11 protein-coding genes are annotated in these 11,904 nt (G+C 72.2%); 5 read left to right on the top strand and 6 right to left on the bottom strand.

Translation table 11 applies throughout. The annotated features are described in order from the left end of the window. Positions 1 to 61: 61 nt before the first annotated feature. The 5 genes from tsaE to ABD340_RS40130 form a co-directional block, all read right to left on the bottom strand. Positions 62 to 559: a tRNA (adenosine(37)-N6)-threonylcarbamoyltransferase complex ATPase subunit type 1 TsaE gene (gene tsaE, locus ABD340_RS40150; RefSeq protein ID WP_344596467.1), complete on the bottom strand. Its 498-nt coding sequence runs from the start codon at positions 557 to 559 to the stop codon at positions 62 to 64. 18 nt (positions 560 to 577) lie between these two features. Beyond that, entirely contained in the window at positions 578 to 1,747 is a 1,170-nt protein-coding gene (locus ABD340_RS40145) for an alpha/beta fold hydrolase (protein WP_344596465.1), read from the bottom strand. Then, entirely contained in the window at positions 1,740 to 2,885 is a 1,146-nt protein-coding gene (alr, locus tag ABD340_RS40140) for an alanine racemase (protein WP_344596463.1), read from the bottom strand. Before alr ends, ABD340_RS40145 begins: the two co-directional genes overlap by 8 nt. A gap of 106 nt (positions 2,886 to 2,991) precedes the next feature. Then, positions 2,992 to 4,470 carry an NAD(P)H-hydrate dehydratase gene (locus ABD340_RS40135; protein ID WP_344596461.1) on the bottom strand — a complete coding sequence of 493 codons (1,479 nt, stop codon included), beginning with the start codon at positions 4,468 to 4,470 and terminating at the stop codon, positions 2,992 to 2,994. A gap of 53 nt (positions 4,471 to 4,523) precedes the next feature. Next, positions 4,524 to 4,877, bottom strand: a complete 354-nt coding sequence (locus tag ABD340_RS40130) for a holo-ACP synthase (RefSeq protein ID WP_344596459.1) — start codon at positions 4,875 to 4,877, stop codon at positions 4,524 to 4,526. A 211-nt stretch (positions 4,878 to 5,088) separates the two neighbouring features. On the opposite strand from ABD340_RS40130, the gene ABD340_RS40125 reads away from it, so the two are divergent. The 3 genes from ABD340_RS40125 (at position 5,089) to ABD340_RS40115 (ending at position 6,648) form a co-directional block, all read left to right on the top strand. Then, entirely contained in the window at positions 5,089 to 5,979 is an 891-nt protein-coding gene (locus ABD340_RS40125) for a helix-turn-helix domain-containing protein (protein WP_344596787.1), read from the top strand. Between the two features lie 15 nt (positions 5,980 to 5,994). After that, complete coding sequence (locus ABD340_RS40120; RefSeq protein ID WP_344596458.1) at positions 5,995 to 6,213, top strand: DUF397 domain-containing protein; 219 nt, start codon at positions 5,995 to 5,997, stop codon at positions 6,211 to 6,213. 228 nt (positions 6,214 to 6,441) lie between these two features. Continuing rightward, the gene (locus ABD340_RS40115) at positions 6,442 to 6,648 is read left to right on the top strand and encodes a DUF397 domain-containing protein (protein WP_344596456.1); all 207 of its coding nucleotides are present in this window, start codon (positions 6,442 to 6,444) and stop codon (positions 6,646 to 6,648) included. Positions 6,649 to 6,696: 48 nt separating this feature from the next. Here ABD340_RS40115 and glmS read toward each other — a convergent pair whose 3' ends face one another. After that, a complete protein-coding gene (glmS, locus tag ABD340_RS40110) occupies positions 6,697 to 8,547 on the bottom strand; it encodes a glutamine--fructose-6-phosphate transaminase (isomerizing) (protein WP_344596454.1) in 1,851 nt (616 codons plus the stop codon). 121 nt (positions 8,548 to 8,668) lie between these two features. Here glmS and coaA point away from each other — a divergent pair, with 121 nt between their 5' ends. Together coaA and ABD340_RS40100 are read left to right on the top strand one after the other, a co-directional pair. Beyond that, the gene (coaA, locus tag ABD340_RS40105; RefSeq protein ID WP_344596452.1) at positions 8,669 to 9,628 is read left to right on the top strand and encodes a type I pantothenate kinase; all 960 of its coding nucleotides are present in this window, start codon (positions 8,669 to 8,671) and stop codon (positions 9,626 to 9,628) included. A gap of 57 nt (positions 9,629 to 9,685) precedes the next feature. Beyond that, complete coding sequence (locus tag ABD340_RS40100; protein ID WP_344596450.1) at positions 9,686 to 11,902, top strand: DUF4132 domain-containing protein; 2,217 nt, start codon at positions 9,686 to 9,688, stop codon at positions 11,900 to 11,902. Positions 11,903 to 11,904 lie beyond the last annotated feature (2 nt).

Here is an 11,904-nt window from a genome sequence, read left to right as displayed (position 1 = left end):
TATGACATCTCGCCGTGAAGTGACTGCTCGCTGTGAACGGAAAACACGGGAGATTCTCGCGTCAAGTGAGTAGCGCGGCCAACCCGGCCCACCGCGCGCCCACCCCGACGATCTTTACGGCGCGGCGCTCCGACGGGCCCTCGGAACGAGAAATGATCACTTCCAGCCGGGCGTCGGCAAGGCCCTCGGCGAGCCCCTCGCCCCATTCCACGATCGTCACCGACTCCTCCGCCGAGGCGTCCAGGTCGAGATCGTCCAGTTCCGCGAAGCCGCCCAGCCGGTAGGCGTCCACGTGCACCAGCGCCGGCCCGCCGGCCAGCGCGGGATGCACCCGGGCGATGACGAAGGTGGGCGAGGTGATCGGCCCGCGCACCTTCAGCCCCTCGCCGATGCCCTGCGCCATCGTGGTCTTGCCCGCCCCCAGGGCACCGGTGAGGACGAGCAGGTCGCCGGCCCGCAGCAGGCCGGCCAGCCGCAGCCCCAGCCGGCGCATGTCGGCCGCCGTGGGCACGTCCACGTCGACCTCCGGGACGACCTCCACGCTCTGCTCTCCGCTCATCTCGACGCCCATCTCCGATCAGGCCGTGCGTTCCTCGCGGTCCAGCCGGACCCGGTCGATCAGCCGGCGCACCCCGCCGGTCACCACGCCCGGATACTCCAGCGGCAGCACGTGCCCGGCCTCGCCCACCTCGACGTACTCGGCGTCGGGCAGCGTGTCGGCGATGCTCCGGCCGTGCTCGCACGGGGTCAGCCGGTCCTCGCCGCCGGACAGCACCAGTACCGGCACCCGGCCGATGGCCTCCAGCGCCGCCGCCTTGTCGTGCGCGATCAGCTCCGGGTAGAACTCGGCGATCACGTCGATCGGGGTGGCCCTGATCATCTGCTCCAGGAAGTCGACCACGGTGGGGCTCACGTACTTGTCGGCGAAGGCCATGTGCCGGGTGACGATGAACGCCAGGTCGGCGCCGAGGGCGCGGGCCCGGTCGACCAGGTCGGCCTGGCGGCCGAGGCCGCGCAGCGTGCCGGGCGCCAGCGGGCGCAGCACCTTGGCCAGGACGAGCGGCAGCCCCAGCGTCATCTGGCCGAGGTCGCCGCAGGAGGTGTTCATCAGCGCGACCCCGACCACGCGCGGCCCGCCGTCCGCTTCCGGTTTCGCGCTCTTGCCCTTGCCGGCCTTCCGCCCCTTGCCGGACGCGGCGCGCGCGGCGCCGTCGAAGAGCTCCGGGTGCCGGTCGGCCAGCGCCATGACCGACATCCCGCCCATCGAGTGACCGATCAGGACGACCGGCGCGCCCGGCCGGACCGTGGCCCGCAGCACCGCGTACAGGTCGCTCCCGGTCTGGTCGATCGTGGCGTGCGTCGGCTTGCTGCGCCCGGACCGCCCGTGGCTGCGCTGGTCCCAGAACACCAGCCGCGGACGGGCCTCGCCGGGCCGCAGCCGGGGCAGGTCGCGGCGCTGGAAGTGCCAGGCGTCCTGGTTGAGCGTGTAACCGTGGCTGAACACCAGTGTCAGCGGGGCGTCGTCGGGGCCGTCGATCTCCACGTGCAGGGGCACCCCGTCGTCGGCCAGGACGGTCAGCGGCCGGCCGCGCAGCTCGCCGAACGGCTCGTCGGCGTCCGGGTCGGGGCGCAGCCTGACCCGTCCCACCGCCAGCCGGCGCAGCCCCACGGCGGCGCCCACGCCCGCGGCGCCGATGCCCGCGACCGCTCCGACGACGCCGATCCTGCGCCTGCGACTGCTAGCCATGCACGCTCCCTCCGGCGGCACTCCCCGAATACACCCGGGGGACCCTCGACCCGATGCGGGTGACGATCTCATACGAGATCGTTCCCAGCGCGTCCGCCCACTCCTGGGCGGTGGGCTCGCCCCGGTCCCCGGGGCCGAACAGGATGATCTCGTCCCCGGCGGCGAGCTCGTCGTCCCCCAGGTCGATGACGAACTGGTCCATGCACACCCGGCCCGCGATCCGCCGCCGCCGGCCGCCCGCGAGCACCTCCAGCAGATTGGACCCGTGGCGGGGGATCCCGTCGCCATAACCGGCGGGTACGACGGCCAGGTTCGTCTCCCGTTCGGTGACGTAGGTGTGCCCGTACGACACGCCGCTGCCGCCGGGGACCCGCTTGATCAGGGCCGTGTCGGCGACCAAGGTCATCGCGGGCCGCAGCCCGAAACCGCCCAGATGCGGCACCGGCGTCAGCCCGTAGGTGGCGATGCCGGGCCGGACGAGGTCGAACCGGGCCTCGGGCAGGGTGAGCGCGGCGGCGGAGTTGGACAGGTGCCGGACCTCCGGCCTGACCCCGGCCTTCTCCGCGTACTCGACCATCTCGGTGAAGACGGCCAGCTGCCGCGCGATCGACGGATGGCCCGGCTCGTCCGCGCAGGCGAAGTGCGACATCAGCCCCACCACGCGCAGCGTCCCGGCGGCCTCGGCGGCCAGCGCGGCCTCCACCAGCGGCGGCCACTCCTCGCCCCACGCACCGCCCCGGGACATGCCGGTGTCGGCCTTGAGGTGCACCCGCGCGGGGCGGCCGGCCCGTTCCGCGGCGGCGGCGATCTCCTCGACCAGCCAGGGCGCCCCCGCGGTCAGGTCGATGTCGCCCGCGACGGCGTCCTCGTACGGCTCGCCCGGCACGCCGACGCACACCAGCGTGCGCACTCCGGTCACCCCGGCCGCGCGCAGCCGCAGCGCCTCGGCGAGCTTGGCGACGCCCAGCCAGGACGCGCCGCCGGCCACCGCGGCGCGGGCCGCGGGCACCAGCCCGTGGCCGTAGGCCTCGGCCTTCACCATCGCCATGACCTCGGCGCCGCCGGCGCGCTCACGCAGCAAGGCGACGTTGCCGCTGATGGCGTCGAGATCGACGCGTGCCTCCGCTGGACTCCTCATGCTTACCCAGTGTGCCGTCCCCGCGGCCCTAATGGACCATGAACCTGCCTGCTCAAATGCGGTATTCCACCCATTTGGACGTCGCCGCCCGCTATGAGGTTCGCCCCTAGCCGAGCGCGCGGAAGGCGGCGGGGAGCGCGGTGATCACGTCGTGGGCGCTGATCGGCGCCTCCCCCTCCCACTCCTCGGCCGGTCCCGCCGCGGCGATCCGGGCGGCCAGCCCGTGCAGGTACGCCCCGGACGCGCCCGCGTCGAGCGCGGGCATGCCTCCGGCCAGCAGCGCCCCGACCAGGCCGGACAGCACGTCCCCGGTCCCGGCCGTGGCCAGCCTGGGCGTCCCGGTCGGGTTGACCCGCACCGGGCGGCCCTCCTCGGCGACCAGCGTCGTCGACCCCTTGAGCAGCACGGTCACCTGCAGCTCGGCGGCGGCCTGGCGCACGTGCTCCAGCCGCCGCGCCTCGATCGCCTCCCGGTCGGCGCCGATCAGCCGGGCCAGCTCGCCCGCGTGCGGGGTCAGCAGCGTCGGCGCGGGACGGCGCAGCAGGTCACGGCGGCGCGCCAGGACGGTCAGCCCGTCGGCGTCCACCAGGACCGGCAGGTCGGTGCCGAGCACCGCCCGGACCAGGGCCTCGGCCTCCTCCCCCGTCCCCAGGCCGGGGCCGACGACCCACGCCTGGACGCGCCCGACCCGCTCCAGCTCCTCCGGCTTCGGCTCGATGACGGTCGTGACGGCCTCGGGCCAGCGGTGCCGGACGAGCTCGACCGCGTGCGGCACGGACGCGAACCGCACCATGCCCGCTCCCCCGTGCACGGCCCCGCCCGCGCACAGCACGGCGGCCCCGGTGAACTCCTCCCCGCCCGCGAGGATGCCGACCACGCCGCGCCGGTACTTGTCGGACTCGGGGAGCGGCTCCGGCGGCCGGACGTCCTCGGGCCGGGCCGCCACCACGTCCGGGTCGGGCAGGTCGGGGCCGAGCCCGATGTCCACCAGTTCCACCACGCCGCAGTGCGCCGCGCCCGGGTCGATCAGCAGGCCGGGCTTGTGGGTGCCGAACGTGACGGTCACGTCGGCCCGGACGGCGGCGCCGTCGACCCGTCCCGTGCCGGCGTCCACCCCGCTGGGCACGTCGCAGGCCACCACGGTCGCGGGGGACGCGGACGCGAGCCCGGCCAGGGTGGCGTGCGGCTCGCGCAGCCCGCCGGTGCCGCCGATCCCGGTGAGCCCGTCGACGATCAGGTCGGCGCCGTCGACGAGCCCGGCCGCCGCGCCGTCCGGCCCGGCCAGCCGCCCGCCGGCCGCCCGCAGCGCGCCGAGCCCGCCCTCGTGCAGCCTGGCGCCCGCCCGGACGGCCGTGACCCTGGCGCCCCGGCGCGCCAGCCGGGCGCCCGCGTACAGGGCGTCGCCGCCGTTGTCGCCGCCGCCCACCAGCAGTACGACGTCCGCCCCGTACACCCGGTCGAGCAGCCCGGCGCAGACGGCCGCGAGCCCGGCGGCGGCCCGCTGCATCAGCGCCCCCTCCGGGAGCCTGGCCATCAGCGCCCGCTCGGCCGTCCGCACCTTCCCGACCTCGTGCGCGTACCTCATCCGCACCCCATCCCCAGTTCGCTCCCCTGGACGATCCCCGGCCCGCGGGCGGCTCACTCCGATTCGGCGATCACGACCGCGGTGGCGATGCCGCCGTCGTGGCTGAGCGACAGGTGCCAGCGGGCGACGCCGCGTTCGGCGGCCGCGGCGGCGACCGTCCCGGCCACCCGCAGGACGGGGCGCCCGTCTTCGGCCCGGCCGATCTCGGCATCGGTCCACAACAGGCCGCGGGGTGCGCCCAGCGCCTTGGCCAGCGCCTCCTTGGCCGCGAACCGGGCCGCCAGCGACCGCCCGGCCATGTCCCGCTCCACCTCGGTGAACAGCCGTTCCCGCAGCCCCGGAGTGCGCTCCAGGGACCGTTCGAAACGGGTGATGTCGACCACGTCGATGCCCACTCCCACGATCACCGGTCCAGGTTCCCACGCCGCTCCCGGTGGCTGAGAATTCCACGACGTCGTCCGGACGGAACTGCCGGAACGGCCCGCGGAATACAGTGGGCCTTTGATCGAAAGACGAGTGCGCGCAGCTTGCCGTGCAAGTTACGGTTTTCCCTGTGCGCAAAATCCCCCATCCGAACTTGAGAATCCCCGCCGGAGTCGGGCAGGAGAGGCCGCCGCGATGAGCGCATCCCCACGTCCTTCCGTCCGCCAGCGCCGGCTCGCCGCCGAACTGCGCAGGTTGCGCGAGCAGGTCCCGATGACCGGGGACGAGGTGGCCGACCGGCTGAGCTGGTCGACCGCCAAGGTCAGCCGGATCGAGAACGCCCGCACCGGAGCCAAGATCTCCGACGTCCGGCTGCTGCTGGACCTGTACGACGTCGGAGGGGTCCGCCGCGACGAGATCATCGCGCTGGCGCACGACGCCGCCGAGCGCGGCTGGTGGGAGGAGTACCGCGACCTGATCGGCGGCTACCCCGACTACATCGCGATGGAGGACGAGGCCGGCCTGATCCGGCAGTGGGAGACGCACACCATCCCCGGGCTGCTGCAGACCGGGGCGTACGCGCGCGAGGTGGTGTCGGGCTGGAACACGATCGCCGCGACCCCGCCGCGGGAGATCGACCGCCGGGTCGAGGTGCGCATGCGCCGCCAGGGAATCCTGAGCCGGCAGGCCCATTCGGTGGAGCTGTGGATCGTGATCGACGAATCGGCGCTCTGGCGACTGGTCGGGGATAATTCGGTCATGGTGCAACAGATGCACCATTTGATCAGGGTAATGCAGTTGCCCAATATACGCCTGCAGATCTTCCCGCTAAACGCACCACACCCACTCATGGAAGGCTCTTTCACACTCCTTGAGTTCGCGAGTTCGCATGACGTCACGTTCCCCGATATCGTGCACACCGAGAGTCTGGCGGTGAGCCATTTCGAGGACGAGGTGACCACGCATCTCTACCGGCTCGCCCACGACAGACTGGCCGAGGCGGCGCTGGGTCCTGCCGAATCCCGAGACTTCATCGCCAGGGTTCTCGACGCATGGCAGGAACATATACCAGACCGCGGTCTCTGAACTAAAGGATGTCGCGTGGCCTCCGCTGAAAACCGTCCGATCTCCTGGCGCAAGAGCAGCCGTTGCGCAGCCAACGGCACTTGCGTCGAAATCGCCGCCATGGCGTCCGCACGGGCGATCGCCGCCCGGGACGCCAAGCACGGCGACGCCAGTCCGGTCCTGCTGTTCTCGTCCCGGGAATGGCGCGCGTTCACCGACCGGATCAAGCTCGGAGATCTTGACCTGTCCCTCTGAGGACACGCGATGAGGGGCCCGGCCGGGAAGGCAGGGCCCCTCATCATATCTGGATATATCCGTTGTGCCCGTTTATCTTCCCTTGACGGCACCGTGTCCTCGCCGCCATGGACGCCGCCACAGCACGCCACTATGCGGTGGCGTGATGGTGAGCCGCCTGTTGACCTTTAATGGCGGGTGGATACGACTCGCGCCGGCCACCCGGGCCGGCCCCATCGAGGAGGTCGCATGCGACCCGACGGAGCGACCCGGATCCACTGGCGGCGCAGCCGCCGCTGCCAGGCCAGCAATGGCTGCGTCGACGTGGCCGCAATGGCCGCGCCGGCCGGCCGGGCCATCGCCGTGCGGGACGGAACGGTGCCGGACGAGCCCTTCCTGTGCCTCACCCCGGCGGCTTGGCGCGACCTTGTCATGAAGGTGAAAAACGACACGTAACTTTCACCGGGACGACCGGACAAATAAAAGTCCGAAATGGTGGAATTCTCACTCCACGGTGACGGACTTGGCCAGGTTCCGGGGCTGGTCGACGTCGTGGCCCTTGGCGGTGGCCAGCTCGCAGGCGAACACCTGGAGCGGCACGGTGGTCACCAGGGGCTGCAGCAGTGTCGGCACTGCCGGCACCGGGATCAGCGTGTCGGCGTACGGCTCCACCGACGAGTCGCCGTCCTCGGCGATCACGATGGTGCGGGCGCCGCGGGCGCGGATCTCCTGGATGTTGGACACGATCTTGTCGTGCAGCACGTCCCGGGCCCGCGGCGGGACCACCACCACGACCGGCAGGCCCTCCTCGATCAGCGCGATCGGACCGTGCTTCAGCTCGCCCGCCGCGAAGCCCTCGGCGTGCATGTAGGCCAGCTCCTTGAGCTTGAGCGCGCCCTCCAGCGCCACCGGGAAGCCCACGTGCCGTCCCAGGAACAGCACGCACCGCTCGCCCGCCAGCGACCGGGCCAGCTCCCGGACCGGCTCCATGGTCTCCAGCACCTTGTCGACCTTGTCCGGCATCTGCGCCAGCAGCTGGACCATGGCGAACACCTCGTCGCCCCACTTGGTGCCCCGCACCTGCGCCAGGTAGAGCGCGATCAGGTACACGGCCACCAGCTGGGTCAGGAACGCCTTGGTCGAGGCGACCGCGATCTCCGGGCCCGCGTGCGTGTACAGCACGCCGTCGCACTCGCGCGGCAGCGTCGAGCCGTTGACGTTGCAGATGCCCAGCAGCTTGGCGTGCTGCTCGCGGGCGTGCCGCACCGCCATCAGCGCGTCCATCGTCTCGCCGGACTGGGAGATCGCGATGACCAGCGTGCTGCGGCTCAGGATCGGGTCCCGGTAGCGGAACTCGCTGGCCAGCTCCACCTCGCAGGGCAGCCCGGCCCAGTGCTCGATGGCGTACTTGGCGATCAGCCCGGCGTGGTAGGACGTGCCGCACGCCACGATGATGATCTTGTCGACCTCGCGCAGCTCCTGGTCGGAGATGCGCATCTCGTCCAGCGTGAGCCGGCCGTCGGCGCCGACCCGGCCGAGCAGCGTGTCGGCGACCGCCCGCGGCTGCTCGGCGATCTCCTTGAGCATGAAGTAGTCGAAGCCGCCCTTCTCCGCGGCCGACACGTCCCAGTCGACGTGGTACTCCCGCACCTCGGCGGGGCGGCCCTCGAAGTCGGTGACCCGCACCCCGTCCGCGCGCAGCTCGACCACCTGGTCCTGGCCCAGCTCGATCGCGTCGCGGGTGTGGGCGATGAACGCGGCCACATCGCTGGCCAGGAAGTTCTCGCCCTTGCCGACCCCGACCACCAGCGGCGAGTTGCGGCGGGCGCCGACCACCAGGTCGGGGTCGCCGGCGTGCACCGCCACCAGCGTGAACGCCCCTTCGAGCCGCCCGCAGACCCGGCGCATTGCCTCCGCCAGGCCGCCGTCGCCGACCGCGGCGAGCTCGTCCTCCAGCAGGTGGGCGACCGACTCGGTGTCGGTGTCGGAGTTCAGCTTGTGGCCGCGCTCCTCCAGTTCGGCCCGCAGCGCGGCGAAGTTCTCGATGATCCCGTTGTGGATCACCGCGATCGTGCCGGAGCAGTCGGTGTGCGGGTGCGCGTTGCGGTCGTTCGGCGGCCCGTGCGTCGCCCACCGGGTGTGGCCCATGCCCAGCGTCCCGGCGGGCGGCGGCTCGTCCGCCAGCGCGTTGCGCAGGTTGACCAGCTTGCCCGCGCGCTTGGCCGTCCCCAGCCGCCCGTCGGCCAGGACGGCGACCCCGGCCGAGTCGTAGCCGCGGTACTCCAGCCGCGCCAGCCCTTCGACCACGACGTCCAGTGCCGGCTTGGGGCCGACGTACCCAACGATTCCGCACATGACGGCAAGCCTATTAGCTCGCCTTCCGTGGACCCACCAGCGAGTGGCGTGGAAGCGTGGCTATAGCGTGGACGCCCGGTGAAACGCCGGTTACACCCGTGACCTGTGACACAGTTCACCCATGACGAGCGGATGGGACGGCGTGCCTAGTCCTCCGAGCATCCCCAGCCCCTACGTGGAACTGACTCGCGACGCCTGGCGGGCGCTGCGCGAGAACACTCCGCTGCCCCTGACACCGGGCGAGCTGGACGCGCTGCGCGGGCTGCGCGACCCGATCGACATCACCGAGGTCGAGGAGGTCTACCTCCCGCTGTCCCGGCTGCTGAACCTGTTCTTCCAGGGCGAGGGGCTGCTGCGCGACACCGTCGGCGGGTTCCTGGGCGAGGCGGTGCCGCCGACCCCGTTCATCATCGGCGTGGCGGGCAGCGTGGCGGTGGGCAAGTCGACCACGTCCCGGCTGCTGCGGACGCTGCTGGCGCGCTGGCCCGAGCATCCCACCGTGGAACTGGTCACCACCGACAGCTTCCTGTACTCGAACGCGGTGCTGACCGACCGCGGGATCATGGACCGGAAAGGTTTCCCCGAGTCGTACGACCGGCGGGCGCTGGTGCGGTTCGTGTCGGCGATCAAGGCGGGGGCCGCGGAGCACACGATCCCGGTCTACTCGCACCTGGAGTACGACATCGTCCCGGGCGCGACCCAGACGGTGCGGCGGCCCGACATCCTGATCGTCGAGGGGCTGAACGTGCTCCAGGCCCCGCCGGCGGGGGCGCTCGGCGTGGCGGACTTCTTCGACTTCTCGATCTACGTGGACGCCCGGGTCGAGGACATCCGCCAGTGGTACATCGAACGGCTGCTCGCCCTGCGCCGCACCGCGTTCACCGATCCGCGCTCGTTCTTCCACAAGTACGCGCACGAGCTGGACGAGGACGAGACGACCGCGTTCGCGCAGGGGGTGTGGCGGGACGTCAACGAGATCAACCTGGTGTCCAACATCCTGCCGACCCGCGCCCGCGCCACCCTCGTCCTGTACAAGGGCCGCGAGCACGACATCCAGAGAGTCCGGCTTCGACGCATCTGAACGTTTTGGATCGAATTTACGGTGGTCTGTCGCAGGCCTGCCTTACGGTTGCGCGACATGAGCACCGATACGGCGATCGACGAGGCTCCCCTTGAGGCACTCCCGCGGATCCTGGCGGATCCGCCGTGGGAGCGGGCGGCGCGCGAGCCCAAGCCCGCCAAGCCGAAGGAGCCCGAGCTCCGGATCGTGGCGGGCCTGGAGCCGCCGTCCGGCCTGGCGATCGCCTGGGCACCGGGGCAGCAGGAGCAGTGGGCCGCGACGGGCGTCTACACCTGGGGCGGCGAGAACTGGGACGAGCGCCTAGAGCAGTATCTGGCCGATCCGCCCAGCATGTACGCGCCGACCGCGGGCGCCATGTTCGCCAGGGGGCCCGAGGAGCAGTTGCGCCCGCTGGTGTCCGACTGGCGCCCCAGGTACATAGGGCCGTACCACTCGCGCACCCTCAAGCCGATCGTGGCACGGTTCGGGCTGGACGCCCGCGACACCGTGCTGCACGGTGTCGCGGAGAGCGTGGCGGCCTCGGGTGAGGCGCTCCTGCCCTTCCTCGACGCGCAGGTCGTGGCCCTGATGGCCGACTGGATGTTCCGCCTGAAGACGGCACAGAAGTACACCCGCGACTACTTCGGCAACCACGGCCTGGCGACGGTTCCGTTCCTGGTGCCGGACGCGGTGGGCAAGAGCCGCCCGGCCCGCAGGAAGGCCACCGCCGCGCTGGTGCTCGTGGCCGAACAGCACGGCGGGGACGCGGTCGTCGAGGCGGCGAGGGTGCACGGCGACGAGGCCGCGGAGATCGTCGCGGAGGCGCTGCGCGCGGGGGCGCCGGTCGCCGACGTCCACAAGAAGCCCGCCGAGGGCCCGTCCAAGCCCCCGAAGCTGCCCTGGCTCCGCCCGGCCAAGCTGCCCCGGCCGGTGCTGCGCGAGGACGGCAAGGCGCTGCCGGTCACCGCGACCGGCAACCTGGTGTCGCTCATGGCGCTGTCGGCGGACGAGGACCTGCGGGAGGTCTTCGAGCTCTGCACGCCCGGTTCGCTCGCCGAGTTCTCCTGGGCGATCTTCGAGGCGTGGCGGAAGGCGGGCGAGCCGTCCCGCAACCCCTGGGTGCTGTCGCAGCTGGGCCGGCTGGGCGACGACGAGACCGTCCGGCGCGTCACACCGGTCATCCGGGCCTGGCCGGGCCAGGCGGGGCATGCCAAGGCGGTGCGGGGGCTGGAGGTGCTGACCGCGATCGGCACCGACGTGGCGCTGATCCACCTGAACGGCATCGCGCGGAAGGTGAAGTTCAACGGCCTCAAGGCCGAGGCCCGGCTGGCGATCGACAGGGTGGCGGAGGCCCGCGGGCTGACCACCGAGCAGCTCGCCGACCGGCTCGTCCCGGACTTCGGGCTGGACGCCGAGGGCGGCATGACGCTCGACTACGGCCCGCGCACCTTCCGGATCTCGTTCGACGAGCAGCTCAGGCCGCAGATCGCGGACGACTCCGGCAAGCTCCGCAAGGCGCTGCCCAAGCCGGGCGCCAAGGACGACGCCGAGCTGGCCCCCGCCGCCCACCAGCGGTTCGGCGCGCTGAAGAAGGACGTCCGCACGATCGCCGCCGACCAGATCCAGCGCCTGGAGACCGCCATGGTCACCGGGCGCCGCTGGACGCCGGAGGAGTTCCAGGCCTACTTCGCCGGGCACCCGCTGATCTGGCACATCGCCCGCCGGCTGGTGTGGCTGGCCGACGGCCGCTCGTTCCGGATCGCCGAGGACCGCACGTTCGCCGATGTCGAGGACGCGGCCTTCACGCCGTCCCCGTCCGCCGAGATCGGGATCGCGCACCCGCTGCACCTGGGCGAGGAACTGGCGGCCTGGTCGGAGGTGTTCGCCGACTACGAGATCACCCAGCCGTTCCCGCAGCTCGGCCGGGCCGTGCACGCGCTCACCGACGCCGAGCGCGGCGCCGGGCGGCTGGCCCGGTTCGAGGGCGTGACCGTCCCGACCGGCAAGGTGCTGGGGCTGACCCGGCACGGCTGGGAGCGCGGCGCCCCGCAGGACGGCGGCGTCGAGCACGGCATCTCGCTGCGCGTCGCCGAGAAGCGGTACATCGTCATCGATCTCAACCCGGGCATCGCGGTCGGCGCGATCGACATCTTCCCCGAACAGGAACTCCGTGAGGTCGTGATCGCAACGAGTTCGTACGCGTACGGGTCGACGGTGGGCCGCACCTTCGGCGAGCTCGACCCCGTGACCGCGTCCGAGGTCCTCGCCGTGCTGACCGACCTGACCGCGCAGTAGGA

The organism is Actinomadura vinacea, assembly GCF_039532545.1.
GTDB lineage: Bacteria > Actinomycetota > Actinomycetes > Streptosporangiales > Streptosporangiaceae > Spirillospora > Spirillospora vinacea.
The sequence above is the reverse complement of the archived record's forward strand: the minus strand, read 5'-3'. Positions and strand labels throughout refer to the sequence as shown.

Bases quoted from the DNA above. Each gene is read 5' to 3' on its own strand.
- tsaE (WP_344596467.1), bottom strand. From the start codon at position 559: ATGAGCGGAGAGCAGAGCGTGGAGGTCGTCCCGGAGGTCGACGTGGAC.
- ABD340_RS40145 (WP_344596465.1), bottom strand. From the start codon at position 1,747: ATGGCTAGCAGTCGCAGGCGCAGGATCGGCGTCGTCGGAGCGGTCGCG.
- alr (WP_344596463.1), bottom strand. From the start codon at position 2,885: ATGAGGAGTCCAGCGGAGGCACGCGTCGATCTCGACGCCATCAGCGGC.
- ABD340_RS40135 (WP_344596461.1), bottom strand. From the start codon at position 4,470: ATGAGGTACGCGCACGAGGTCGGGAAGGTGCGGACGGCCGAGCGGGCG.
- ABD340_RS40125 (WP_344596787.1), top strand. From the start codon at position 5,089: ATGAGCGCATCCCCACGTCCTTCCGTCCGCCAGCGCCGGCTCGCCGCC.
- ABD340_RS40115 (WP_344596456.1), top strand. From the start codon at position 6,442: ATGCGACCCGACGGAGCGACCCGGATCCACTGGCGGCGCAGCCGCCGC.
- glmS (WP_344596454.1), bottom strand. From the start codon at position 8,547: ATGTGCGGAATCGTTGGGTACGTCGGCCCCAAGCCGGCACTGGACGTC.
- coaA (WP_344596452.1), top strand. From the start codon at position 8,669: ATGACGAGCGGATGGGACGGCGTGCCTAGTCCTCCGAGCATCCCCAGC.
- ABD340_RS40100 (WP_344596450.1), top strand. From the start codon at position 9,686: ATGAGCACCGATACGGCGATCGACGAGGCTCCCCTTGAGGCACTCCCG.